The organism is Spirillospora sp. NPDC049024, assembly GCF_040649235.1.
Lineage (GTDB): Bacteria > Actinomycetota > Actinomycetes > Streptosporangiales > Streptosporangiaceae > Spirillospora.
In genome coordinates, this window is sequence record NZ_JBEZFD010000002.1 from 512,694 (window position 1) to 536,744 (window position 24,051).

Annotated in this window: 21 protein-coding genes and 2 pseudogenes; 12 read left to right on the top strand and 11 right to left on the bottom strand. The window is 70.5% G+C overall.

Features of this window, described 5'->3' with window-relative positions:
- Window positions 1-23 precede the first annotated feature (23 nt).
- From AB0C21_RS05255 to AB0C21_RS05265, 3 genes and pseudogenes are all read left to right on the top strand, one after another.
- A complete protein-coding gene (locus AB0C21_RS05255) occupies window positions 24-1,409 on the top strand; it encodes a dihydrolipoyl dehydrogenase family protein (protein WP_500202802.1) in 1,386 nt (461 codons plus the stop codon).
- A gap of 108 nt (window positions 1,410-1,517) precedes the next feature.
- Window positions 1,518-4,346: a helix-turn-helix transcriptional regulator gene (locus tag AB0C21_RS05260; RefSeq protein ID WP_500202803.1), complete on the top strand. Its 2,829-nt coding sequence runs from the start codon at window positions 1,518-1,520 to the stop codon at window positions 4,344-4,346.
- A gap of 473 nt (window positions 4,347-4,819) precedes the next feature.
- Window positions 4,820-5,071, top strand: a pseudogene (locus AB0C21_RS05265) (Tn3 family transposase); the annotation flags it as partial.
- 140 nt (window positions 5,072-5,211) lie between these two features.
- Here AB0C21_RS05265 and AB0C21_RS05270 read toward each other — a convergent pair.
- The gene (locus tag AB0C21_RS05270; RefSeq protein WP_500202804.1) at window positions 5,212-6,051 is read right to left on the bottom strand and encodes an NmrA family NAD(P)-binding protein; all 840 of its coding nucleotides are present in this window, start codon (window positions 6,049-6,051) and stop codon (window positions 5,212-5,214) included.
- A gap of 278 nt (window positions 6,052-6,329) precedes the next feature.
- On the opposite strand from AB0C21_RS05270, the gene AB0C21_RS05275 reads away from it, so the two are divergent.
- Together AB0C21_RS05275 and AB0C21_RS05280 are read left to right on the top strand one after the other, a co-directional pair.
- On the top strand, window positions 6,330-6,587 hold the full coding sequence (locus tag AB0C21_RS05275; RefSeq protein ID WP_500202805.1) for a hypothetical protein: 258 nt from the start codon (window positions 6,330-6,332) through the stop codon (window positions 6,585-6,587).
- Window positions 6,524-7,255, top strand: coding sequence for a recombinase family protein (locus tag AB0C21_RS05280; protein ID WP_500202865.1), 732 nt, complete (start codon window positions 6,524-6,526; stop codon window positions 7,253-7,255). Before AB0C21_RS05275 ends, AB0C21_RS05280 begins: the two co-directional genes overlap by 64 nt.
- A gap of 490 nt (window positions 7,256-7,745) precedes the next feature.
- Here the strand turns inward: AB0C21_RS05280 and AB0C21_RS05285 are convergent, their stop codons facing one another.
- The 5 genes and pseudogenes from AB0C21_RS05285 to AB0C21_RS05305 all read right to left on the bottom strand — a co-directional run bounded on the left by AB0C21_RS05285 (window position 7,746) and on the right by AB0C21_RS05305 (window position 11,567).
- Window positions 7,746-8,831 carry a hypothetical protein gene (locus AB0C21_RS05285; RefSeq protein WP_500202806.1) on the bottom strand — a complete coding sequence of 362 codons (1,086 nt, stop codon included), beginning with the start codon at window positions 8,829-8,831 and terminating at the stop codon, window positions 7,746-7,748.
- 24 nt (window positions 8,832-8,855) lie between these two features.
- Window positions 8,856-9,032, bottom strand: a pseudogene (locus tag AB0C21_RS05290) (transposase); the annotation flags it as partial.
- Between the two features lie 117 nt (window positions 9,033-9,149).
- The gene (locus AB0C21_RS05295) at window positions 9,150-9,809 is read right to left on the bottom strand and encodes a DUF5701 family protein (RefSeq protein ID WP_500202807.1); all 660 of its coding nucleotides are present in this window, start codon (window positions 9,807-9,809) and stop codon (window positions 9,150-9,152) included.
- 229 nt (window positions 9,810-10,038) lie between these two features.
- The gene (locus AB0C21_RS05300; RefSeq protein WP_500202808.1) at window positions 10,039-10,914 is read right to left on the bottom strand and encodes a Vgb family protein; all 876 of its coding nucleotides are present in this window, start codon (window positions 10,912-10,914) and stop codon (window positions 10,039-10,041) included.
- Window positions 10,911-11,567, bottom strand: a complete 657-nt coding sequence (locus AB0C21_RS05305; protein ID WP_500202809.1) for a CatB-related O-acetyltransferase — start codon at window positions 11,565-11,567, stop codon at window positions 10,911-10,913. The genes AB0C21_RS05300 and AB0C21_RS05305 overlap by 4 nt, the downstream gene beginning before the upstream one ends.
- A 152-nt stretch (window positions 11,568-11,719) precedes the next feature.
- Between AB0C21_RS05305 and AB0C21_RS05310 the strand changes: the two genes are divergently transcribed.
- From AB0C21_RS05310 to AB0C21_RS05325, 4 genes are all read left to right on the top strand, one after another.
- Window positions 11,720-12,637 carry a LysR family transcriptional regulator gene (locus AB0C21_RS05310; protein ID WP_500202810.1) on the top strand — a complete coding sequence of 306 codons (918 nt, stop codon included), beginning with the start codon at window positions 11,720-11,722 and terminating at the stop codon, window positions 12,635-12,637.
- 408 nt (window positions 12,638-13,045) lie between these two features.
- Window positions 13,046-13,318 (top strand): hypothetical protein, encoded by a 273-nt coding sequence (locus tag AB0C21_RS05315; RefSeq protein WP_500202811.1) that lies wholly within the window; start codon window positions 13,046-13,048, stop codon window positions 13,316-13,318.
- A 987-nt stretch (window positions 13,319-14,305) separates the two neighbouring features.
- On the top strand, window positions 14,306-14,698 hold the full coding sequence (locus tag AB0C21_RS05320) for a DUF4352 domain-containing protein (protein WP_500202812.1): 393 nt from the start codon (window positions 14,306-14,308) through the stop codon (window positions 14,696-14,698).
- A gap of 13 nt (window positions 14,699-14,711) precedes the next feature.
- Window positions 14,712-14,972 (top strand): hypothetical protein, encoded by a 261-nt coding sequence (locus AB0C21_RS05325; protein ID WP_500202813.1) that lies wholly within the window; start codon window positions 14,712-14,714, stop codon window positions 14,970-14,972.
- An 89-nt stretch (window positions 14,973-15,061) separates the two neighbouring features.
- Here the strand turns inward: AB0C21_RS05325 and AB0C21_RS05330 are convergent, their stop codons facing one another.
- Window positions 15,062-15,739, bottom strand: a complete 678-nt coding sequence (locus AB0C21_RS05330) for a response regulator transcription factor (protein ID WP_500202814.1) — start codon at window positions 15,737-15,739, stop codon at window positions 15,062-15,064.
- Window positions 15,736-16,968 (bottom strand): sensor histidine kinase, encoded by a 1,233-nt coding sequence (locus AB0C21_RS05335; RefSeq protein WP_500202815.1) that lies wholly within the window; start codon window positions 16,966-16,968, stop codon window positions 15,736-15,738. The genes AB0C21_RS05330 and AB0C21_RS05335 overlap by 4 nt, the downstream gene beginning before the upstream one ends.
- Window positions 16,969-17,202: 234 nt before the next feature.
- On the opposite strand from AB0C21_RS05335, the gene AB0C21_RS05340 reads away from it, so the two are divergent.
- Both AB0C21_RS05340 and AB0C21_RS05345 read left to right on the top strand, forming a co-directional pair.
- Window positions 17,203-19,362 carry an MMPL family transporter gene (locus AB0C21_RS05340; protein WP_500202816.1) on the top strand — a complete coding sequence of 720 codons (2,160 nt, stop codon included), beginning with the start codon at window positions 17,203-17,205 and terminating at the stop codon, window positions 19,360-19,362.
- Between the two features lie 78 nt (window positions 19,363-19,440).
- Window positions 19,441-19,809, top strand: coding sequence for a hypothetical protein (locus tag AB0C21_RS05345; RefSeq protein ID WP_500202817.1), 369 nt, complete (start codon window positions 19,441-19,443; stop codon window positions 19,807-19,809).
- Between the two features lie 13 nt (window positions 19,810-19,822).
- On the opposite strand, the gene AB0C21_RS05350 is transcribed toward AB0C21_RS05345, so the two are convergent.
- The 3 genes from AB0C21_RS05350 to AB0C21_RS05360 all read right to left on the bottom strand — a co-directional run bounded on the left by AB0C21_RS05350 (window position 19,823) and on the right by AB0C21_RS05360 (window position 22,780).
- Window positions 19,823-20,314 (bottom strand): nuclear transport factor 2 family protein, encoded by a 492-nt coding sequence (locus AB0C21_RS05350; RefSeq protein WP_500202818.1) that lies wholly within the window; start codon window positions 20,312-20,314, stop codon window positions 19,823-19,825.
- Window positions 20,315-21,479: 1,165 nt separating this feature from the next.
- Window positions 21,480-21,917: a nuclear transport factor 2 family protein gene (locus tag AB0C21_RS05355; protein ID WP_353817754.1), complete on the bottom strand. Its 438-nt coding sequence runs from the start codon at window positions 21,915-21,917 to the stop codon at window positions 21,480-21,482.
- A gap of 305 nt (window positions 21,918-22,222) precedes the next feature.
- The gene (locus AB0C21_RS05360) at window positions 22,223-22,780 is read right to left on the bottom strand and encodes a helix-turn-helix domain-containing protein (RefSeq protein WP_500202819.1); all 558 of its coding nucleotides are present in this window, start codon (window positions 22,778-22,780) and stop codon (window positions 22,223-22,225) included.
- Between the two features lie 105 nt (window positions 22,781-22,885).
- On the opposite strand from AB0C21_RS05360, the gene AB0C21_RS05365 reads away from it, so the two are divergent.
- On the top strand, window positions 22,886-23,125 hold the full coding sequence (locus AB0C21_RS05365; RefSeq protein ID WP_500202820.1) for a hypothetical protein: 240 nt from the start codon (window positions 22,886-22,888) through the stop codon (window positions 23,123-23,125).
- Window positions 23,126-24,051 lie beyond the last annotated feature (926 nt).

Genomic DNA, 24,051 nt, shown 5'->3' on the forward strand with positions numbered 1-24,051 from the left:
GACCGAGCCTTGAGGGGGAACGGATGGCACCGCCGGCAGAGGACTTCGACCTTCTCGTCGTGGGCGGCGGCAAGGCCGGCAAGACGCTGGCCATGGACCGGGCGCGGGGCGGCGCCCGCGTGGCGATGGTGGAGCAGGGCATGATCGGGGGCACGTGCATCAATGTCGCGTGCATCCCGACCAAGGCCCTCGTGGCCAGCGCCCGCGCCCGCAGGACGCTGGACCGCGGCCGCGAACTCGGGCTCATCGTGGACGGTGCGGAGGCCGACGTCGACCTGCTGCGGGCGCACAAGAGCGATGTCGTCGACGCAATGGTCGCGCTCAACCACAAGCAGTTCCTCGACTCGGGCATGGACCTGGTGATCGGCCGGGCGCGGTTCGTGGCCGAGCGCACCGTGGACGTCCGGCTGGGCGACGGCGGTAGGCGGGTGCTGCGCGGTGCCGACACGGTCATCAACACCGGCACGCGGCCGCGTGTCCCCGCCATCCCGGGACTGGACGCGGCCGGGGCGCTGACGAGCGAGAGCCTGCTGCGGTTGGAGCCGATCCCCGGTCGGCTGATCGTGCTGGGTGACGGGCCCATCGGGCTGGAGTTCGCCGACATGTTCGCGGCGTTCGGCAGCCGGGTGACCGTGGTGAGCCGGCACTCCCGGCTGCTGCCGCGTGAGGACGGCGAGATCGCGGCGGCGGTGCGGGACCTGCTGTCCGGCCATGGCGTCACCGTCCTGCTCGGGCGCGAGGTCGCGCGCGTCGGCCGTGACGGCGGCGGCGAGGTGACCGTGGTGCTGGAGGACGGCCTGGAACTGGCCGGTGACGACGTGCTGGTCGCCGTGGGACGGCAGCCGGTCACGGAGGAGCTCGATCTGCCGCGGGCGGGCGTGGCGGTCACCGCCGCCGGGTTCGTCGACGTCGACGAGCACCTGGCCACGACCGCGCCGCACACGTGGGCGGCGGGCGACGTGGCCGGCAGCCCGCAGTTCACCCACGCGTCCCTCGACGACTACCGGATCCTCAAGGAGAACCTGGCGGGCGGCTCCCGGTCCTCCGAGGACCGGCTGGTGCCCCGGACGACCTTCCTCAGCCTGGACCTCGCCCACGTGGGCCTCACCGAGGAGGAGGCGCGGCGGCTCGGCCATCCCGTGAAGATCGCCCGCCTGCCCGTGTCGGCCATTCCCCGCGCCCGCACGACCGGGGAGACGCGGGGGCTGTGGAAGGCCGTCGTCCACGCGGACACGGACCGCATTCTGGGCGCGACGCTGCTCGGGCCGGAGACCGGCGAGACCATCACCACCGTGCAGACCGCGATGCTCGCCGGCCTGCCCTTCACCGCCCTCCGCGACATGATGGTCACCCACCCCACCATGAGTGAGGGGCTCACCATGCTCTTCGCGGGCTTGACCGGCGACTGACGACGGGGCCGTCTGCGCCCGCATTCCGGGCGCACCTGCCCCGACCTGGGCGAACCGCCGTTCGCGGCCGTAGAGTGGCGTCAGCGGCTCCCGGCGGACGGAGGTGGGATGTCGTCGACAGATCCGACCGGCCTGCGTCCCTCCGCCTGGCCGCAGCGGCCCGGGCTGCTGGGGCGGCGTGCGGAGTGCGAGGCGCTCGATCGGTTGGTGGACTCCGTGCGCGCCGGGGAGAGCCGGTCGCTGGTGATCCGCGGGGAGCCGGGGACGGGCAAGTCGGCGCTGCTGGAGTACCTGGTGCGGCGGGCCGACGGATGCCGTGTGGTGCGCGCCGTGGGGGCCCAGTCGGAGATGGAACTCGCCTTCGCGGCCGTGCACCAGTTGTGCACGCCGATGTTGGACCTGCTCGGCAGGCTGCCGGAGCCGCAACGCGATGCGCTGAGGACGGCGTTCGGCCTCCGCAGTGGGCCGCCGCCGGACCGCTTCCTGCTGGGCCTGGCCGTGCTCGGCCTGTTCGCCGCGGCGGCCGAGCCTCGTCCGCTCGTGTGCGTGGTCGACGATGTCCAGTGGCTGGACAAGGCTTCCGCGCAGCTCCTGGCGTTCGTGGCGCGCCGTCTGGGCGCGGAGTCGGTGGCCTGCGTGTTCGCGGTCCGCGACGCGGAGGAGGGCGCGGAGCACGACGCCGACTCCTCCGAGCGGTGGGGGCTGCCGGAGATGGGGCTGCGGGGGCTGGGCGACCGTGACGCGCGGGAGCTGCTGCGGCGGGCGGTACCGGGTCCGCTCGACGAGAGGGTGCGCGACCGGATCATCGCCGAGGCCCGCGGCAACCCGCTGGCCCTGCTGGAGCTGCCGCTCGGCTCGACCCCCGCCGAGCTGGCGGGCGGCTTCGGGCTCCCCGGGACGCGGACGCTCTCCCGCCGCATCGAGGACGGCTACCTGCGGCAGCTGGAGCGGTTGCCCTCGGCCACTCGGCGACTGCTGCTGCTGGCCGCCGCCGAGCCGCTCGGCGACGCGGCCCTGGTCTGGAGGGCGGCCGCCGGGACGGGCATCACCGACGGCACCGCGGCCGCCGCCCCCGCGGACCATCTGATCCAGTTCGGCACCCTGATCCGCTTCCGGCACCCCCTGGTGCGCTCGGCGGTCTACCGGGCCGCGACGGCGGAGGAACGGCTGGGCGCGCACGCGGCGCTGGCGGACGCGACCGACGCCCGCGCGCATCCGGAACGCCGTGCCTGGCACCGTGCGCACACGACGGCCGAGCCCGACGAGGAGATCGCCGCGGAACTCGAACGCTCGGCCGGGCATGCGCAGGCGCGCGGAGGCCTGGCCGCGGCGGCGGCCTTCATGCAGCGCGCCGTCGCGCTCACCCCCGATCCCGCGCGCCGCGCCGAGCGGGCCCTGACCGCCGCCCACGCCCAGCAGGAGGCCGGCGCGGCCGAAGCCGCCCGGAGGCTGCTGGCCGCGGCCCAGGCGGGGCCGCTCGACGAGCGGCAGCGCGCTCGGGCGACCCTGCTGCACGCCGAGATCGAGTTCTCCGCGCACCACGGCAGCCTGGCTCCGCCTCTGCTGCTCGACGCCGCCAAGCAACTGGAGCCGCTGGACCTGCCGCTGGCGCGCGACACCTACCTCCAGGCCCTGTCCGCCGTGATGTTCGCCGGCCGCCTGGCGCAGGGCACCGGACTGCTGGAGGTCGCCGTGGCGGCCCGTGCCGCGCCGCGTCCGCCGGCACCCCGCCGGGCCGCCGATCTCCTCCTGGACGCCTTGGCCCTGCTGTTCACCGAGGACGCGGCGGCGGCGGCCCCGGCGATGAGGCGGGCGCTGCACGCCTTCCTGGGCCAGGACGTCTCCGCGGACGACGAGCTCCGATGGCTGTGGCTCGCGTTCATCACGAGCATGGCCCGGTGGGACGACGAGGCGGGCCGGTCGCTGGCCGACCGCCATGTCCGCCTGGCACGGGAGACCGGCGCCCTGGCGGTGCTGCCTCTCGCCCTGAGTTCGCGCATCATGGTGCGGCTCTTCGAAGGTGACCTGGCCGGGGCGACGACGCTCAGCGAGGAGGTGGACACCCTCACCGCGGCCACCGGGATGCGGATCACGAACTACGGTGCCCTCGCGCTCGCCGCGTGGCGAGGCCGCGAAGCGGAGGCCGAGGAGCTGAGGGGAGCGGCCGTCAGCGAAGCGACTTCGCGGGGCGAGGGGGTCGGTCTGAGCGTGGCCCAGTGGACGAGCGCCGTGCTCTACAACGGTCTGGGGCGGTACGAGAAGGCCCGGGACGCCGCCCGGCAGGCCAGCGCGGACCCTCCGGCACCGGGCGTCGCGCCCCAGTGGGCGCCGGCCGAACTGGTCGAGGCGGCCGTCCGCTGCGGAGACATGCGCCTCGCCGCAAGGGCGCTCGGGCAGCTGCTGGAGACCACACAGGCGAGCGAGACGGACTGGGCACGGGGAATCGCGGCCCGCTCACGCGCGCTTGTCGGCCACGGCGAGGAGGCGGAGGCCCTCTACGGCGAGGCGATCGACCGCCTCTGCCGCACCCGGCTGCGCTCGGAGACGGCCCGCGCCCACCTGCTGTACGGCGAATGGCTGCGCCGCGAGCGGCGTCGGCTCGATGCGCGCGAACACCTGCGCAACGCGCATGGGATGTTCACCGCGATGGGCATGGAGGCGTTCGCCGAGCGCGCCGCACGGGAGTTGCGGGCCACCGGCGAGACCGCGCACAGGAGAAGCACCGAGGCCGACGGCGATCTGACCCAGCGAGAGTTGCAGATCGCACGTCTCGCCAGTGCGGGCCTGACCAATCCCGAGATCGGCGGCAGGCTGTTCATGAGCCCGCGCACGGTCGAGTACCACCTGCGCAAGGTCTTCGCGAAGCGCGGCATCGCCTCGCGGACCGAGCTCGGGACCGTGCTCGGCGCCGACGCAGCCGCCGGGCCCACAGGCTGAGCGTGCCGGGCCGGTCGGCGCGCGACTGAGATGACCACTCGGCTGCGACGTGGGGACGGAGTGGGGCGAACCGGGCGGTGGGCAAGCCGGGGCATTCTCGTGTTTCATCACCGCTCCCGTGTCGCTCCATTCCGCTCCGTGTCAGTCCGTGTTCGGAACCGCCGAGCAGACAGCGAGCCGACATGGTCGGCAGCGACGGCAGGTGCGTGGCCGGCGCCGGCCCAGGCGGCCTGTCGGGTCCGCCGCGGGACCGCTCGGGCCGTCAGTGCGGGACCTCTACTACCCGCGCGGCGAGCGGGTGCCCGAGCATCGCGGCACCGCCGGGGCCTGGGAGGACCTGGTGTTCAAGCGCGACAAGCGCGGCCGGCGGCGGGTGGTGCGGATGGTGTACGAGATCGTCACCTTCCAGGCGCTGCGTGAGGCGCTGCGGTGCAAGGAGATCTGGGTGGTCGGCGCGGACTCCTTCCGCGAGCGAGGAACTGGAGATGACCGTGCTGTGCCTGCGCATCCTGCAGGCCGCGCTCGTCTACATCAACACCCTGATGCTGCAAGACGTCCTGGCTGGCCCCGAGTGGTCCGAACTGCTCAAGCCCGCCGACCGCCGCGGCCTGACGCCCTTGTTCTGGCAGCACGTCCAGCCCTACGGCGAGGTACGGCTGGACGTGGCCAAGCGCCTTCCGCTCGGCGGCCAGACGCAGACTACGCAAGCAGGCGCCGCCCAGTAGGGCCTGGAACTCGAGCTCGGGGACTTCCGAGAACGAGGGCCAGGCCGCGCCGCACCGTTCGCCCTGCTCAGCACTTCCGAGAACAGGGGGCGTGTACCTGGTGACGCCGTCCTTAACGACAGGCCGATCGCGGAGGGACCTCAGGCGAAGTCGCCGGCGTGCTCTGCGGCCCAGTCGGCGTACGTGCGGGGCGCGTGACCGGTGAGGTCGGCGACCACCGAGGTGTCAGGGGCGGGCTTGCCGACGGTCGCGGCCATCAGGTCGAACAGCGCGTTGACGAAGTCCGGGTCCATGAAGTTGCCCATCTGCTCGCGCAGCGGACCGTCGGGCATCTCCTCGAAGCGCAGCGGCCGGCCGAGCGCCTCGCCGAGCACGCGGACCTGCTCGGTCTGGGTGAGGGACGCGGCTCCGGTGAGCTCGTACACCCGGCCCTGGTGCCCGCCGTCGACGAGCACCCGGACCGCGACGTCGGCGACGTCCCTCTCGTGGATCATCGAGAACGCGGCGTCCGCGTACGCGCCGCGGATCACCTCGCCGCCCTGGAGCTGCATGCCGAAGGCCAGCGAGTTGATCGCCGGGAACATGATGCGGAGGATCGTCGCGGGAACGCCGGTCGCCGCGATCGCCCGCTCGACCCCGGCGTGATAGGCCGCGATCACGTCCGGCTGCCCGTCCGCGCCGTCGACCACGGCACCCGACGACAGGAAGACGATCCGGCCGACACCCGCCTTGGCGGCCGCGTCGAGGAACGCCGTGGCCTCCAGCCCGTACGGCAGGACCAGGAACACGGCGGTCACACCGTCGAGCGCGGCTGCGAACGTCGCGGGCTTCGCCAGGTCGCCCTGGACCACCTCGACACCTTCGGGGAGACCGGCCTTCTCTGGGGTGCGGGTGAGTGCCCGCACCTGGTGGCCCTCCCGACGCAGCGCCTCGACGGTCTGCCGGCCGAAGTGCGCAGTAGCACCGATGACCAGGATCATTGCCAATCTCCTTCTCTCTTGCGATACCTCCACTCTATCAGAACGGAATGCTTTGTTCCAATTCGGGTCCGGCTAAGCCGGCACCAGATGGACACCTTTCGTCTGGAGCAACTACTCCCTGGCGCCGCCCCCGGACCGCTTGGCCTGACACCAAGCCGGGTCGCTTGGCCGGGTCGCCGTTGGCCCCGCCACCGGGACCACGCCCGCAGTCGCGACCCGGGAAACACCCGGTCGATCATTCCTCCCGGGCCACCTGCGGGGAAGGAACCTGATCGGGCATGGCCGACCGCGTCTACCTGCGGCACTCCACCGACGAACAGACCGACGCCCGCCAGCGGCACGCCCTGGCCGCGCTGATCGCCGCCGGCGCCCCCGTCTACGACGACCCCGCCACCTCCAGCCGCCGGCTCTCCCTGGACCGGGTGGGTTCACCAAGCTGCTGCACGAGGCCGCCGTCGGCGACACCATCCGCATCGCCGACGCCGCCCGCCTGTTCCGCTCGGTCGCCGACATCCTCGCCCTGCGACCCGTGCTGATCCGCCGCGGCCTGCACCTGCGGGTGGAATCGGGACTGCTGTCGGGGATCGACCTGGCCGCCGACGACCCCGGCACCAAGATGATGGTCAATGTGCTGGCCTCCATCCTGGAATTCCAGCGCGACATGATCAGCGAGGACACCCGCCAGGGCGTCGCCGCCGCCGAGGCCTCCGGCAAGACCCTCGGCCGCCCCACCGCGCTCGCCCCGGACAAGGCCGCCCAGGTCGTCACCGCCTACTCCGAAGGCGCCGCCGTCAAGGCCCTGGCCCGCGGACACAAGGTCGCACCCAAGACCATCCGCCGCATCCTGGACGCCGCCGGCGCACGCCAACTCCCCGACCAGATCGACGCGCTCCCCGTCCCCGAGGAGCCGTCCGGCCCCGCCGCGGACACGCCCGTGACGCTCGACCTGCCCGGCCTACTCGCCGACCACCTGCGCACCGTCGGCGACGACACCATCCTCCAGGCTCTCATCCGGGGGCGGATCATCCGCCGCGGCAAGGGCTACTCCATCCGCCTTACCATGCCGCTCGAACTCCACCACGCCGCACTGCAACGGAGCGCAGCCCTCACCGCCGGAGGCGCCGGGCCGGCCGAACGCAAGGCCTACCGCGTGTACGCCACCCGCATCACAGCCGCTCAACAGCAGGGGACACCCGGCAACTAACCACGCCGCCCCGCCGGGCTCACCAGCCCCTGGCCTACTGATTCGCTAACGCGGGCTCGTTTGGGGCTCATGACACGGTTCTTACCGGCACCCCAACATCATGAAATTGGTCGACTGGGTTGAGATGCGCTAACCGGCGGTGCTCTTTGACCGCGAGGCGGTGTTGTTCGGGGCCGCGACGCACGATGTAGGGAAAGCCGTCCATGTTTCCGAGCTTTCCGGTCCCGGAGGAAGAATTTCATCGCGCTCGATGAAGTCCTCTCCCACATCGGCGATCAGGCCGACGAACGCCTTGCGTTCCAGGCGTCTTTCTCGATCTGATGGCGAATCCCGACGTCCCCCGGTCAGATGCCAAGCATCCCGCCGGAGCCGCAGCTTCCCGATCTCGCCGCCGCCCGAGCTCTCGGCCCGGCGGCGTTGAGGAGAGCCGTCTTGGCGCGAACCACCGTTCGGGGACGAGCAGTTTTGGGCCCGGGTCTGGGCTGTTGGCTCATTCCAGGTGCGGGAGGTCCCACAGATGGAGGGCGGTCTGGTCCTTGGAGACCGTGCACCAGGCGTCTTTTCCTGCCGACAGGGGAGGCCCCGAGACAGGGAAGGGGTAGACGACTGATCCTCGCAGGGCCATTGTGCGCGGGTCGACGAGCCAGTGGCGGGGGATCTCCGCGTAGTACTCGGTGCCGACCACGGCGATGTCGTCGTACGGGAAAGCCGCTTCGAAGTCCCAGCGGACACGGTCGTCTCCCGAAGGAGGGCGTACGGCATCCGCGGCGTTCAGTCGCCGTAGTTCCATGCCATCTTCCGCTTGGTGGAGATAGAGGGCCCACTGCCCCGTATCCGTCGTCAGGAAGTGCTCCCCGGACGGACTCACCGCGAGGAAGACCTCCTCGACGAATCGCTGGACGGTGAGCTGCGTACCATCCCAGCGTCCCCACAGCACGGGCGAAGTCTCCTCGCCCTCCGCGATGGACAGCCCCATGTACGCCGGATCGGGGTGAGGAAAGTGGGAGGAGCCCGCTCCCACGGTCATCGTCGCGACCCGGGCCAGCAGCGAGCCGTCGGCGGCGTCGAGGATCAACCATTCCTCCTCGATGTCGTGCCCCGTGTGGCTGCGGACGTGAGCCCACAGGACCTTGCCGTCGGAGGAGAAGGCCGCCGAGCCGCTGTCGGCGTGGCCGTGGTGGTAGTCGTCGTCGGCGTACTCGGAGAATGTGGCATGGGCCGTCGTGCACACGGCGGCGGACCAGCAGCCGTGGCGGATCTCCCACAGCACGGCGCCGGTCGAATCCACGGCCCGCAAGGCGTGCACGCCGGCGAACACGGCGATATCACCGGCGGGAGAGACCGCCACTGTGCCGTACCGGCGAGGCCACGGCGTTGGAAAGCGGGTCTCCGCCCCCGTCTCCTCAAGGTCGCGGACGGCCAGTTCGGTGTCCCCGCGCTGCACCAGCAGCCTGCGCCCCGGCCAGTGCAGTACCCGTGGGCCGTCCGCTGAGGCGGGGTCGAGCGGAGCGGCGGCGGTGGCCAGGAGACGGGCGGCGAACCGGGCGGCTCCCTCACGGGTGGTATTGGGCGTCACATCCGCATGCTTTCACCCGCCGGAAGGCTGCGCCGACTTGGGGACGCGCGTGATCAAGTTGCGGTGGTAGTGGGTCCGGCACCGCTTCCAGGACGCGCCGGGCAGCGCGGAGGTGATCGCGTCGCGCAGCCCGGCGTGGCAGTCCGGCACCACCAGCTTCACCCCCCACAGGCCGCGGGCCGCCGAGCCGCGCAGGAACGCTCCGCCCCCCGGAGAGGACGATCATGTCGGCGGCGAAGGTGAGCCGGGGGCTGGCCGGCGGAGTCGCCCTCGGCAGCGGCGATCGAGGATCGCCGCGCTACCTGACTCCTGTCCCTTTCAAACGCTGTCGCGGTGGGCGGCGGAGGCCATTCCGAGCCAGGTGTGGGGATTGCGTTCCCAGCACCAGCCGAGTTTGGGGGCGTTCTTGCTGATCCATATCGCCGGGACGCGGCGGTCGCCGCAGCGTGAGCCGCCCAGGGAGTAGCATTTGTTCTTGACCAGGACCTCTGGGAACTGGGTGGTCATGGCTATGCCCTCCTCAATGGTGAGCAGGGTCCTTCCCCGGGCGCCGATGGTTTCCATGGCGTCGTTGGGGATGGCGCCGCAGAACTCCTCGCCGCGTTCGATGTCGAACAGCAGGTAGACCGGCTGGTCGGGGAGGTCGGTCTCCTTGATGGCGACGAAGCGTTCAAGGGATCCGGGTTCGAAGGAATGGTCGACGAAACCGGTCTTGGCCTTTCCGTGCAGGGTGGTGCGCGGCATCATCTGCTCGATCGGGACGACCTGGCGTTGCACCACCAGCAGGAAGGGCAGTCGGCCGGCATCGGGCTCGCAAGCGAGCTTCCCGGCGTTCACGGCGACCGGCCGCAAGGGCGTGACCAGGGCGTGGAACTGCTCTGGGGTCATGCCGGCCATGGCCGGGTATTCGCGCTCGACCAGGTTGTGAACCTGCCGGTCGAATTCTGCGCCCGCGTCGAAGATCGTCTGCGGTGTCATGAGGTCCTTTCGTAAGCTCCGGCGGTTCAGAGATCTGGGGCCGGGAGAGTCCGATGGCGCGGCCCGCCGCGTCTCCGGGCACCGCCCCGTCCAGCAGGGGTCTCGCTCCTATGAGGGGCGGCTGGCGGAGTTCGAGGGAGTCCTCGGAAGAACTGCGCCGATTCGTTGCGGTCCCCGGCGGCGATGATGGTGTGGTTGAGCTTGGCCGGTACGCCTGCCTGTCTCCTGTTCAGCGGGTGATGCGGGCGAGGGCGCCGGTTTCCAGCGCCGCCCACAGGGCGCCGTCCGGGCCGAGGGTGATGCCGTGGGGTTCCGAGCCGGGGGTGGGCAGGTCGTACACCTGGATCATGCCATCGCCGGTGATGGAGCCGACGCGATTGCCGCCCCACTCGGTGAACCACTGCTCACCGTTGGGGCCGGGCGTGATGGCGTGCGGCCGGGCGGTCCGGTCGGGCAGCGCGAACTCGGTCACCCGTCCGTCGGTGGTCATCCGGCCGATCTGCCCGGCGGCGATCTCGACGAACCACACGCAGCCGTCATGTCCGGCCGCGATGCCCACCGGCGCTGCGGCCTCGGTCGGCAGGGGGTGGACGGCGATCGCTCCGTCCATGCCGATCCGCCCGATCGCGTTGGCCTGGTTCAAGGTGAACCACATCCCGCCGTCCGCACCGGCGGTGATCGCGGAGGGGAACGCGCCGGTGGTGGGGAGCGGGAACTCGCTGACCCGGCCTTCGGTGGTGATCCGGCCGATCCGGTCGGCGGCGGTCTGGGTGAACCACAGCGCGCCGTCGGGTCCGGTGGCGATGCCGTACGGGCCGCAGCGCGGGGTGGGCAGCGGAAACTCCGAGACCGTGCCGTCGGGGGCGATCCGTCCTATCCGGTGCGCCTGGTACTCGGTGAACCACAGCGCCCCGTCCGGCCCGGTCGTGATGATCGTCGGCCCGCACGCCGGATCGAGCCGGTGGATGCCGGGCTCCCGGCCGGGGACGAGCCGGCCGATACCGCCACCGCGGACGAGCGTGAACCACAGCGCCCCGTCCGGCCCGGTCGTGACGGCATACGGGCCGCCGCTGCGGTCGGCTACGACGTGTTCCCTGATGATCAACGGTCTTCTCCGCGGCGGTGCTGGGCGGCGATGCGTTCGATGTCGGCGGGGGTGCCGGCCATGATGGTGCGGGCGTGCTCGGTGACCAGGCCGGCGGGCCAGTCCCACCAGGCGGCATGGCGGAGCCGGTCCACGTCGGCGTCGTCGAAGCGCCGCCGGATCTGGCGTGCCGGGTTGCCGCCCACGATCGTGTAGGGCGGCACGTCCGTCGTGACGACCGCGCCGGCCGCGATGATGGCTCCGTCGCCGATCCGCACGCCGGGCATGACGACGGACTGGTAGCCGAACCACACGTCGTTGCCGACGACGGTGTCGCCCCGGCTGGGCATGTCGGTGACGATGTCCAGGGTCTCCTCAGCCCACTGGCCGCCGAACATGGTGAACGGAAATGTGGACACGCCCATCGTCGGGTGCTCGGCGCCGGCCATCAAGAACCTGGTTCCGGTCGCGATCGCGCAGTACTTGCCGATGACCAGCCGCTCGGGCCCGAAGGCGTAGAGCACGTTGCGGTGCTCGAAGTCGGTCGCGTGGTCGGGATCGTCGTAGTAGGTGTACTCGCCCACGATGATCGTCGGCGAGCTGACCAGTGCTTTGAGGAACACCACGCGGTGGTGGGCCGACAGCGGGTGAACGGTGGTCGGGTCGGGAGACAACGAGAGTCCTTCGCAGATCGGTCGGCCTCGCAACGGTCCTGGGCGGCGCGGCGCAAGCGGCGGCCCGGGCGCGTTGAACGGGTCCCACTCTCCGCCAGGGCACCGGTCTTGATCAACGTGGACTTCGTAAACTGATCGATAACCCGGCTGTTATGGATCGGAACGAGGCGCGAGTGGAGCTGCGGGACATCGAGATCTTCCTGGCCCTGGCCGAGGAACTGCACTTCGGCCGCACCGCCGAGCGGCTGCATGTCTCCCAGGCCCGCGTCAGCCAATCGATCAAGAAGCAGGAGCGCCGCATCGGCGCCCCGCTGTTCGACCGCACCAGCCGCAGGGTGCGCATCACCCCCGCCGGAGAACACCTGTACCGGGAACTCGGCGCCGGCTACCGCCAGATCATGGACGCAATCGAAGCGGTGTCCGCCGCCGCTCGCGGCACCTCGGGGACGCTGACCCTGGGCGCCATGGGCCCGCAGGCCTGGATGATCCAGGAGGCCGTGGAGCTGTTCCGGACCCGTTACCCGGCCGCCCGGATCCGCCACCGCGACATCAACCCGATCGATCCGCTCTCCCTGCTCCGCTCCGGCGAGATCGACCTCGGACTGCTCTGGCTGCCGATCCGCGAACCCGATCTCACCGTCGGCCCGGTCACGCACACCTCCGCCCTCGTGCTCATGGTCGCCGACACCCACCCCTTCGCCGGGCGCGAATCGGTCTGCCTGGAGGACTTCGGCGACTGCACCTTCATCTCGCCCAAGTCCGCCGTTCCGGCATACGTCGAGGAGGTCTTCCAGCCCTTTCACACCCCCGCCGGCCGCCCCATCCGGCGCGGACCGCAAGTCGCGAGCTGGCACGACCAGTTGACGGCGGTGAGTTCCGGGCAGGCCGTCGCCGCGACCGTGGTCGAGTCCGCCCGCTTCTACCCCTGGCCCAACCTGGTCTACGTCCCCGTCCGCGACGCCCCGCCCTGCCGATGGGCTCTCGTCTGGCGCACCGCCAACGCAGCCCCGCTCCTTCGAGCCTTCGCCCAAACCGTCCGCGACCTCGACACGTCCAGCGTGCAGGAGTGACCCGGCCACCACCTATGACCAAGAGTGCTCCGGTTTCGGGGAAACACGTGGGAGGACGCGGGGCCCGGACCAAGCCGGCGATCCGCCACCGAGCCGCCATCTCGTCCCACTCGGGCACGCCCGCGAGCACACGGAGCCAGACCCACTCGCCCGGGCAGTGCGGGACCGCTCAGACGCAGCCAACAGCGGTATCGGTCGAAACGGAGCCCAGATGGGCGCGTAGACCAAGATGTCCGCCCGGCACTCCTTGACCCGTCTCACCGACTGCAACGGTCACTGCCGGTCACTCCACGTGGATCCCTCCAACCCCTCAGGTGTCGCGTTCTACGATCCCTGGGGTGGGGCTGGACACGGTCATCATCGCAGCCCCGATGAGAAGGCCCGAGAAGCCGAAGTGTCGTCTTCCTGGTGAAGCGGTTCATGCCGGTGGTGCGGCGCGGCGACGTGATCCCGTTCGCGGGCCGGTCGTTGCCGGAGCGGCGCGACGGCGGCGAGGTCGAGATCGTCCCGCCGGGGCACTGTGTGATCATCGGCGCCTTCACCGACCCGCGCTCGGGCGCGGAGATCAGCAGGCCGGACGTCACACGCCCGGTCGAGCAGGTCGCCGCGACGACCTCCTCCTCGGTCTCGGCCACCACCGCCTACCCCCTCGCCGGCGACAACGTCGGCGCGCCGACATGAGACCGTTGACAATCTTGTGGCTTGCTCGTCGGCGACCGGCATGGATGGCGTTATCAGTAAGCGCAACGTTCGTGGTGCCGCGGCATCAGATCATGGTGCTGGAACACCAACTGGACGGGGCGAGGGTCCGGTTCGCCGGTCCGGATCGAGCACTACCCGCGGCGCTGCCGCACCGGCTGCCACGTGGTGTGCTACGCCGGATGCGGCTGATCGTGCGGCCGGACACGGTCTTGCGCTGGCACCGGGACATGATCGCGGGCCAGCACGCCGCCCGATCCAGACCCAAGCGGCCGGGCCGCCCCCGACCGTCCGTTCCATCCGGGCTCTTGTCCTTCGTCTGACGCCACCGCCCACCCGAACGCCGCGTGGGTGACCCGGGCGGGCCGGAACCTGGTCATGGACCTTCAGTGCGAACCCGCCATGCTCGCCGACATCGCCGACGCATTAAATCCCAGCCCGATCACCCGCCATCGCCGGCAACCGCTATCCCGCTGCGAGGTGTCTAACGTTAGTTAGGGACGGTGCGGAATCACCTCCCGGCCGCTGGCCCGCCATTGAAAGAAATCCTGCCGGGGGCGGGCCTGTACCAGGCTTCTCACGGGCGCTCTCGCCGAAGCGGGCGGCTCGGGGAGCACCTTCGACAGGATGGCGGCGACAGCGCTGAGACGTCCGTCTAGTGCATGTCCGCTGCAGGATGCGCTCTGAAAATTGGCTCTTACCTACACGGCAGATGGCAACAATATGAACGGCCCTCACTTACTATGGGTAACTGTGTGCAGGCAGAGACTTGCCTTCAATGGATGTCGGAAGGGGGTCGACGTGCGCCTATCTTTGGTGGTCGCGAGGACAGTGATGTCGCTGACGTTGGTCGCTATAGCCGCAGCATGCGAGACCGGTAGCGTCAGCACGGCGCCGGAGAAGAGTGGAGGCAGCGCGAGCGGCAAAGCCACGCGGACATCGAAGAAGGAGGCGCAGATAGGGGACGCCGTGAGTATCGCCGACGACTCGGCAGGGGTTTCGCTGGCCGTTACCCTCCGAAAAGTGGTCGATCCCGCCAAGCCGGGTGAGTTTGAGCCGGTTCCGAATGGTAAGCGGCTCGTTGCGGCACAGTTCAAAGTGAAGAACAACAGCGACAACGAATACCAGGACTCGCCAAGCAACGGCGCACGCGCCATCGATACGACTGGTCAGGCCTACGAAGGCAGTCTCCTCACTGCATCCGACTGCCAGGACTTCCCCGAGGGAGAGGTCCGGCTGACCAAAGGGGAGAGTCAAATCGGCTGTGTGACTTTCGAGGTCAACAAGGACGCCACAGTTGAGCGCATTCGGTTCGGCGCGTCATCCGGCCTGGGGTCAGCCGCCGAGTGGAGGATCAAGTAGAAGGCGGTTCGCGTTGCGAACGCGGGAGGGCCACGGCTTTCACGCGGAGAACGTCCACCTCGTCCAGCCGTCCCGCGACCTGGTGCAGTTCGCCGGACCAGAGCATCGCGTCGGTGGGCCCGGGATCGGCGGCGAACGCGGCGCCGTGGAAGCCGAGCGCATACCGGTAGAGCCCGAGGTTATGGGCCTGCCTGCCCAGTTTGATCGGATCCGAGCCGCGCGCGTGGTCGACGAGGACCTTGATCTCCTCGGCCTCGCCAGTCGGCGTTTCTAGCGGCGGGCGTGGCCGTCGGTTGTCCCCGGTGGCTCACCGCCCCCCGACCCCCAGCGGCTCGAAAGCCGGTGTAGGCCCGCCACCGCCGGTCAGTGGCCGATGTTGCGGTCGCCTGCCTCGACCAGGCCGCTCTCATAGGCGAAGATGACGATCTGGGCGCGGTCACGTAGGCCTAGCTTGGTGAGGATGCCGGAGACGTGCGTCTTGACGGTCGCGGGTCCGATGAAGAGCTCTTTGGCGATCTCGGAGTTGCTCGATCCGCGGGCCACGGCGGCCATCACTTCGCGCTCGCGGTCGGTGAGGCGTTCCAGGCGTTCGGCCACGGCGTTGTTGACGCTCAGCCGCCGGGCGAACCGGCCGATCAGCCTGCGGGTGATCGAGGGGGCCAGCAGAGCGCCGCCGTCGGCGACGGTGCGCACGGCGGTGGCGAGCTGGTCGGGTGGGATGTCCTTGAGGACGAAGCCGCTGGCGCCGGCGTGCATCGCCCGGTAGACGTACTCGTCCGGGTCGAACGTGGTCAGGATGAGCACCCTGATGTTCCAGTCGGATTCCGCCAGGATCCGCTCGGTGGCCTCCAGACCGTCCATGTCCGGCATCCGGATGTCCATGAGGATCACGTCGGGCCGGTGCCGGCGCGCCGCCTCGATCGCCTCGGTGCCGGTCCCGGCCTCGGCGACGACCTCGATGTCGTCGTGGATCTGCAAGATCATGGCGAAGCCGCCGCGGACGAGGGCCTGGTCGTCGACGATGGCGACACGGATGCTCACGCGGGCTCGCCTCCGGTGGGCAGGTGGGCGGTGACGTCGAACCCGCCGTCCGGGCGCGGCCCGGCGTCGAGTGTGCCGCCCAACAGTAGTGCCCGCTCCCGCATCCCCACGATGCCGTGGCCGCGCGTTCCGTCCTGGGCGTCTCCCGGCAGGGCGGCGGTGCCGCCGCCGTCGTCGCGCACCTCGATGACGATCTCGCCGCCGGCGGCCCCGAGCCGGACGTCGGCGTGGGCGCCGGGACCGGCGTGCTTGAGCACGTTGGTGAGCGCCTCCTGAACGATGCGGTAGGCGAACAGGTCCACGCGAGCGGGCAGTCCGGTCGGGAGCGTGGCGAGCGACAGGGTCACCGCGACGCCCGTTGCGCGGATCTGGTCGGCGAGGTGGGGAACGTCGGCCAGGCCGGGCTGGGGCTCGGGGCCCCCGGCATCGTTCTCAGGACGCAGGACGCCGAGCAGGTGGCGCAGCTCGGCCAGCGCCTGCCGTCCCTCCTCTTCGACCGCCCCCATCGCCCGCAGTGCCTGCTCCGGGATCGGGCCGTCGGCGGCGTGCGCGGCCATCGCCTTGGCCGCGCCCGCCTGAACGGTCATGACGCTCACCCGATGGGCCACCACGTCGTGCAGCTCGCGGGCGATGCGCGTCCGCTCCTCGGCCACGATGCGGACGGCCTCGGCGGCCTGTGCTGCGACGAGCCGGGCAGCGTGGCGATCGCGCAGCCGGAGACCGCGCCCCACGTACCACAGGCCGACCATGACGATGACCCCGAATACGACCTCACTCCACGGCGCGGATTCCGTGCGCAGGTCAACGGTGACCAGGGCGACGGCCGCCACGACGCCCGCGGGCCCCTGCCGTGAATCCGGCGAGTACCGCCCGGCGCTGTACAGGGCGATGAGCACCGGAACGCCGACGAGGTTGCGCGTGGTCGGCAGCAACAGGGCCCAGGCGATCAAGGTGACGCTCAGCACGGCCAGAGGTGCCTGGCGTCGCCAGTACAACGCCGTACCGGCCGCGGCGAAGACCGGCAGGGCGGCGAGGTTGAGGTCGCGAAGGGGACGGAAGGCCAGGGCGTCTCCGGGCATGTCGTGCACGAACACCAGCACGAGGAGGACCAGCCCGGCGAGGACGGCGTCCATGGCGCGCGGCCAGCGGGCGAAGGGCCCCCGGAGCCTTCCGGGGCGGCCTGCCGCGGCCTCGGCGAGCGGGCGGGAAGGCGGTGTTGTGCGGTTCACCGGCGCTCCACGGTGCGAGATGCGGTGCACTCCGCGGCTTGTCGGCGGGCGCGGGACCACCGTATGCGGGGACGGACACACCGGTCATCCGCCGCGAGGCGGACCGGGCCTCCGCTGCGCGACGGGGATCGGCTCCGCCGGTGGACGGGCGACTGCGGCGGCCCCGGCGAGCACGGTTGGTACGACAGCTCACCCTGGCGCACTCGCCGCCGCATCCCCCGAAGGAGCACCGTCATGCATCGCGTCATCCGTCGCATCGGCGACACCAGCGCCCGCCGACCATGGCTAACGATCGGGCTCTGGACTCTCCTGGCCGTCCTGGTCATCGGGCTGGCGGGCACCGCAGGCGGCAGGTTCGCCGACGACCTCGTCGCTCCGGGCAGCCAGAGCGAACGGGCGATGGAGCTTCTGGAGGAGCGCTTCCCGCAGGCGGCCGGTGGCAGCGCCAAGGCGGTCTTCGCCGCTCCGGAGGGTGAACGGCTCGACCGCTACCGACCTGCCATCCAGGCGGCCCTCGCCCGGATCGCCGATGCCGAGGACGTGGCCGCCGTCGCCGACCCGTTCGCCACCGGCACGGTGTCGCGCGATGGGCGCATCGGCTACGCCGAGGTCACCTTCGACCGGCCCTCGGCCGGGCTCGGCCCCGAGCCGGTGAAGGCGATCACCGGCTCGCTGGAGCCGGTACGGGCCGCCGGCGCCGTCGCGGAGGTCGGCGGCGACGCCGCGTTCGTCAACGCCGAGACCGAGACCTCGGGCACCGAGGTGGCCGGTCTGCTGGCCGCCCTGGTCGTGTTGCTCGTCGTCTTCGGAACGGTCGTCGCCGCCCTGGTGCCGATCGCGATCGCGATGGTCACGGTGGCCACCGGGCTGTCCGGCATCGCGCTGCTGGCCCATGTAATGGACGTCACGAGCGCCGCAACGAGCGTCGGAATGCTGATCGGTCTGGGCGTCGGCATCGACTACGCCCTGTTCATCGTGGCCCGCTACCGCCAGAACCGGACGGCCGGTCAGGACAACCGCACCGCACTGTCGAACGCCATGGCGTCGGCGGGCTCGGCGGTCCTGTTCGCCGGAGGCGCCGTCGTCGTCGCAATGTCGGCGCTGCTGCTGACCGGCTTGGGCCTGCTGGCCTCGATCGGGCTCGGCGCAGCGCTGGTCGTGCTCTTCGCCGTGGCCACCGCCCTCACCCTGCTGCCCGCACTGCTGTCCCTGCTGGGCGACCGCATCGACGCCGGACGCGTCGTCCGCCGCCGCTCCCCCGCCAAGCGCACCGAAGACGGGGCATGGTGGCGTCTGGCGCATCGTGTCTCGGGCCGCCCCTGGCCGTATCTGCTCGGCGCAACGGCGCTGCTGCTCACGCTCGCCGCCCCGGCGTTGTGGATGCAGACCGGCTACCCCGACGCCGGCGACGACAGGACGAGCACGACCCACCGCCGCGCGTACGACCTGCTGGCGGAGGGCTTCGGCCCCGGCCACAATGCCCCGCTGCTGCTCGTCGCCGACCTGCGCCGCCCGGGCGTGACCGCCCAGACCATCCCCGACCTCGCCGAACGTCTCGCCGCCGACCCCGGCATCGCCGCGGTGGGCTCGCCGCGGACCTCTCCCCAGGGGGACGCGGTCGTCGTGCCCGCGATCCCCACCAGCGCCCCCGCGGACGCCGAGACCTCCCGGACGCTCGAACGCGTTCGCGACCTGGCCCCCGCCAACGTCGCCGTCTCCGGCATGACGGCCATGACCGACGACCTCACGCGGCAGCTCGACAGGACCCTCCCGATCTTCATCGCCGCGGTCCTGGCCGCGTCGTTCCTGCTGCTGATGGTGCTGTTCCGCGCCGTCGTCGTGCCGCTGAAGGCCGCCGTCATGAACCTGCTGTCGATCGGCGCCGCCTACGGCGTCGTGGTCGCGGTGTTCCAGTGGGGGTGGTGCGCGGACCTGTTCGGCCTGGACGGAACGTATGCGATCGCCTCACCGCTGCCCACGATCTTCTTCGCGGTCCTGTTCGGCCTGTCCATGGACTACGAGATGTTCCTGCTCTCCAGCATCCGCGAGAGCTACGAGGCCACCGGCGACAGCACCGAGTCGGTCGCGCGCGGCTTGGCGGGCACCGGCCGGGTGATCACCTCCGCCGCTCTGATCATGACGGTGGTCTTCCTCGGCTTCGTCGCCCACCCGTCACCGCTGGTGAAGATGCTCGGCCTGGGCCTGTCCACGGCGATCCTGCTCGACGCCACGGTCGTCCGGATGCTCCTGGTGCCCGCGACCATGGCCCTGCTGGGCAAAGCCAACTGGTGGCTCCCCCGCTGGCTCGACCGCCGGCTCCCCCGCCTGACCGACCCGGCCACCAGGCCCTTCCCCGACACCTCCGCGCCGCCCCCGGCGCCCGCCGCCCGCTGAGAAGGACGCCCGGGTGACCAGCGCGCCCAGCGCGAGAGCATTCCTGAGAACCGTGGGGCCGGGCCGGCCGGTGGCCCGTTGACCAATCGGCTGCGGGCCTCATCCACCGAGCTGGACGCCGCCCGCGAGGACCTGCTGGCCTTCACCGGCTTCCCGAATCTGAAGGCCGAAAGGCCCGACTGGCTGGAACGCGAGCAAGCCGTCAAAGCCGAGGTCCGCAGGAGGAACTCCGCCTCAAGCAGCAGCGCGTCAAGTCCTGACTCACGTGATGCCTCTGGCCGCGCGCACCGCCGCTCGCAAGGTAGGCCGCGGATCAAGGCGGGCAAGCGCAGGTCGCCTGGTCCTGACCGCCACCGATCTGGCCATGCCTCCACCGCCGACTCCACTGACGGCTACTTCCTCGTCCGCGGGGCGCTGGCGGCGGGCGACGGCACGCATCAAGTCTGACTCTTGATACTGGTCAGGTTCCCGGCTGCGGGGGCGAGGGCGCCCAGCGGTCTGCCAGCAGCCTGAAGCTGGGCACATCGTCGAGCGATATCGAGTATTCGTAGGTCCGTTCATAGCCGATGCCACTGATGCGCCATCCGCCGTCCGCGCAGCGTCGATACGTCTCCTCATAGAAGGCGGAACCGCGGATCAGCACCCGGAATGCCTTGGCGATGACGGTGTCCTCCAGGCACCAGGTGCCCTCGGCCCTGTCGCCGTCGACCCGGATCTCGGGTTGGCCCGCGAAGTGCACCGTGGTGATCTCGGGACCGAGATTGTCGCGCATGTAGTCGACGATGGCATCGCGGCCTTCCAGGCGCAGCGCCTCGCCGACCGCGCGGGTTCCGTAGGCGCCCAGGGCGTCCTCGGTGAGGGTGTCGGCGAACCCGTCCCAGTCCTTCAGGTCCAGGCAGCGCAAGTAGCGGTACTTCACCTGACGGATCTCTTCCAGGGCATTCAGGTCCATGCGACGTAGCTTGCTCGACACCGCCGCCGTTGACAAGAACGCGTTCTAATTCCCTGGGGGCCCCTCCCGCTCGGCGTTCGGCGCGGCGACCTGTGAGTGGGGTGTACCGGCGGTGCGGCTGTGAGGACCCGCTGACCGGCCGGGCCGTTGGCCGCAGTTGCACGCGGTGAAACGGGCGGCCGGGACCACCAGCCCGCGGACCGCGGTGAGCGCCGTCACGGGTCGCCGTCCGGTCCTGGCTGCCGAGCACCGCGCTCTCGCGCACCAGGTCGCCGGCCCCCTCGCACGGCCAGCACGACCTCGCGCCCGTCTGACGTTGCCGAGATCACCTTCGCCTAGCTGGCCGGGATGACGACGACGTGGTCGGAGCCCTTCCCCTGGGAGCACAGCGGCGCCGTGGCCGGGTAGTTGCGCGGCCGCCCCACCTCCACCAGCGCCGTACGCTGCGCCGGATCGAGCTCGCCCCAGAGCCCTCCCTGTGGTGGAGAGGCTGACGGTGCTGGCTGTGTGCGGTTCCAGCCGGGTGCGGCGGTCTACATGCTTCCATCGGGGTCCATGCCCGCGCCTGGGAGCGGGCGCCGGAGAAGGGACCCGTCACGGCACCTCGCCGACGGCCCACCAGCGCTCTGGGGTTGAACCTGGGCGACGCCGTCGAGCACGCCCTCGCCGAGCACCGCGACCACCTGCAGCACCTGACCACCGCGCCGAGTGCGCCACCAGATCCTTCACCACCACCACCGAAAGCGGCGGCGCAGCCCCAGACCCCCGCCGCCCGCGACGATCGGGTCGCACGTCGCACCCCCCAGCGGCGCACCCCCCGCTGCCTCCACCGATCAGCCAACCAGACCAGACCGCCCAGCTGAACGTCTGAAGAAGGCAACGTCTGGGGGAATTCTCAACGAGTACGAGCATTCTGCTTGACCTGCGCGGACGTAGTTCTAGGCATGCGCACCGTTGAGGGGCCGGGTGGGCCGGTTCGGGGTGGCCGGTCATCCAGTGCAGCAGCCGAAAAGCGCGCTCGTTCACCGAAGGGCGGGACGAAGACCGCGGTGAGCATGACCGCGAGCGCGACCGTCAGCTCGGCGGTGTACAGCACGGCCGCTAGCGTGGGGAGCCAGTACGGTGCTGGGGAGTGCGCATGGCCCTGAAGCCGCTTCCCTGCGTCTTAGGGGGAGGTCAGGGTGGCCATTACGCGGTCCGGTTCCCAATGGGCGCGGAACGAGGTGATCAGGCCGTCGTCATCGACGGTGTAGACGGTCAGGCAGTCGATCGTCGAGGTGGTCCCGCCGTCCAGCGTCGCGGTGATGGTGACGACGTTGGCGCAGGCGGGGCCGTTGGCGAACGAGTCGCTCACCCGGAAGTGGAACTTGCGCACCCGGGCGATGTTCTCGTCCCAGAACCGCTCGATCCCGTCCGGCCCCCGGTGCCCCTTGCCCTCGGGATCGAGCATCGAGGGGCCGACGGGGTCCTCGATGACGGCGTCCGGGCCGAACAGCGCGAGCCACTCCTGCTTGCGCCCGCCCGCGGCCGCGGCCATCGCCGCGCGCACCGCCCGGCGTGCGGGGTGGTCGCCGTCCGGCGCGTCCCAAGTGACTGTGCCCATGGCAGAAACTGTAACGTGTTCTCATTCCTGGTCCAACGGTCTCCATCGACCCTTCAGGCAGGTACGCGGCCGCGCGGAGCCTTCCCCTGAGCGTTCCTAGCGGGAGTCCACGGTGTCCGACCATCTGGCCGCCATCTGTAGCACCGTGCCCCCACGCCGCCCACAGCGCCAGCAATGCCGCGGCGGCGCCTGCGCGGGGACGTTCGGAAGGACCGGGCGGCTTAGACCTGGCGGCCTAACAGGCCCCTGTACGCCCCCTGTACGTCAAGCCCCAAGGCCTCGTGGGCAGGCCCGTCTGAGACATGTCACCTTGCTCTGTCCTCAAGCAACTTGCGAACCTTGAGTAGCGTGCTGTCGTCCGCTCGGGTCAGGAGAGATACCACCAGGCCGAGCTCGGTGGCCCGACTCTCAGTCGGGCCCTCATAGTCCGCCTGTTCCCAGTCCTCATCCTCGTCCGGAGGGGCACCGAGCGCCCTTCGTCGTGCTTCACGGATCCTGCTGGTGAACTCGATGATGACCGGATCGCCGTGGTCGCCGTCGAGCGGGTCGAAGACCAACAAGTCCTGCCGGTATCCCTGAGGCGAGATCTGCTCGACGGCACCCTTTGCACCGTAGACACGCAGCAGGTTTCGCATCTGCCCAAGGGCAGGCGTGCGCTTGCCTACCTCGATGAGGCGCAAGTACTCAGAGGAGAATCCGAGTTTGGTCGCTGCATCAGCGCGAGACAGGCCAGCCTTCCAGCGCAGACGCTCAAGCAGTTCCCCGAAGCGGCTGTTGTCCGACTCGCCTGGTCCGACGACCATATCCACGAACGGAGACGGGGCGCCGATGGAGGTCTCCGGCTGCCTATCGCCATCATCCACGCCAAGAGGGTATCCCAACAAGTAATCAGTTGGAAGTTGTTGCCTGAGCTGTCTGGGCTTCGGTAGCCTCCAACTACTGGCAACAAGGCCATTCAGTTGTTGGAGGTGATCGACGTGGAGATCGACAACTACGATGAGGGCGCCGCAACGGTCGAGGAGATCGGGCCGTCAGGTGGGATCTACTCGCTGCCGGCTGTCGGGGACGCCGCCGCAAAAGCACGCAAGTTCTACGACGAGATGGCTCCGAGGGAAACCGACTCAGCCGAGGTGCGGGTTGCCAAGGAGCTCTTCCGTTGGTCGTCAGTGGTCGCCGGGGCGGCGGCTGTCGCGGTGGTCGTCCTGTAAGGGGGACTGAGGCGGCCCCGGCTTCTGTGGTGGGAAACAAGCCAGGGGAACTCGTGCCGCCCTTGCCCGAGGCTGCGCTGTCATGCTCGGTAGGCCGGTCTGTCGCCGTCCGTGGTGGTCAAGGCAACGACAGGCCGCCCACCCTGACCTCATGAGGAGAGCGAGGAGTGCCGGCGGTGTGTACCGGCGATGCGGCTGTGAGGATCCGAGCGGCGGCCGCGCGTTGATGCCCCGTCGGTACACCGCGAGTGCGGAACCATCCCCGCGTGCGCGGGGCCGATACTTGCTGACCTGCGACGCTAGCAGTGAAGGCGTCGGGTTTCATTCGGTTGGTTTGCGATCACGATCCCGGACAGAGATGTAATGATCTTGGTGAGCGTGATGGCCGGGTGTCTTGAGAGCCGTTGGTGTGGGGTTGCTGCCTTCGGGTGTATGAGTATCGAGGGGTAGAGGCGCGCTTTCGTCCGCGTCGTGCTCTGATCGCGGCGCCTTCTCTATGACCGCCTGATGGGAAGCGCTCGATGGCGCCGCCAGCGGGATGCGAGCCAGCGGATTCACTCCTGCGGGAGGGTGTTGCTGACTGCTCCTGTGGTCCTGCGGTCGGATCAGTGGGTGGTATGACCGGCTTAGGTGGGTGAAGAGTGCCTGGCTTTCGAGGCCTGACCAGGGTGGGCGCAGGGCCCGGATCGAGCCGCCGAGCCGACCTCGAGCCGGCATGGGGACGAAGCGGGGCAAACGCGGCGGCTCACAAGCCGGGCCTTCTCGCGTTTCCCCTGGTCAGGGGTGGTGGGTCGCGTGGGACTCGAACCCACAACCTACGGATTAAAAGTCCGCGACTTTCGTATCAGGGCAGTGCTCTTAGTGTCGGACTGTACTGTCCTGTCCACATCCAACCCCATCCCCATGCCGCGCCATGCCGTGTGGTG

Excerpts from the sequence above, each read along its gene's own strand:
- AB0C21_RS05255 (WP_500202802.1), top strand. The coding sequence starts at position 24 with ATGGCACCGCCGGCAGAGGACTTCGACCTTCTCGTCGTGGGCGGCGGC.
- AB0C21_RS05260 (WP_500202803.1), top strand. The coding sequence starts at position 1,518 with ATGTCGTCGACAGATCCGACCGGCCTGCGTCCCTCCGCCTGGCCGCAG.
- AB0C21_RS05270 (WP_500202804.1), bottom strand. The coding sequence starts at position 6,051 with ATGATCCTGGTCATCGGTGCTACTGCGCACTTCGGCCGGCAGACCGTC.
- AB0C21_RS05275 (WP_500202805.1), top strand. The coding sequence starts at position 6,330 with ATGGCCGACCGCGTCTACCTGCGGCACTCCACCGACGAACAGACCGAC.
- AB0C21_RS05295 (WP_500202807.1), bottom strand. The coding sequence starts at position 9,809 with ATGACACCGCAGACGATCTTCGACGCGGGCGCAGAATTCGACCGGCAG.
- AB0C21_RS05310 (WP_500202810.1), top strand. The coding sequence starts at position 11,720 with ATGGATCGGAACGAGGCGCGAGTGGAGCTGCGGGACATCGAGATCTTC.
- AB0C21_RS05340 (WP_500202816.1), top strand. The coding sequence starts at position 17,203 with ATGCATCGCGTCATCCGTCGCATCGGCGACACCAGCGCCCGCCGACCA.
- AB0C21_RS05350 (WP_500202818.1), bottom strand. The coding sequence starts at position 20,314 with ATGGACCTGAATGCCCTGGAAGAGATCCGTCAGGTGAAGTACCGCTAC.
- AB0C21_RS05355 (WP_353817754.1), bottom strand. The coding sequence starts at position 21,917 with ATGGGCACAGTCACTTGGGACGCGCCGGACGGCGACCACCCCGCACGC.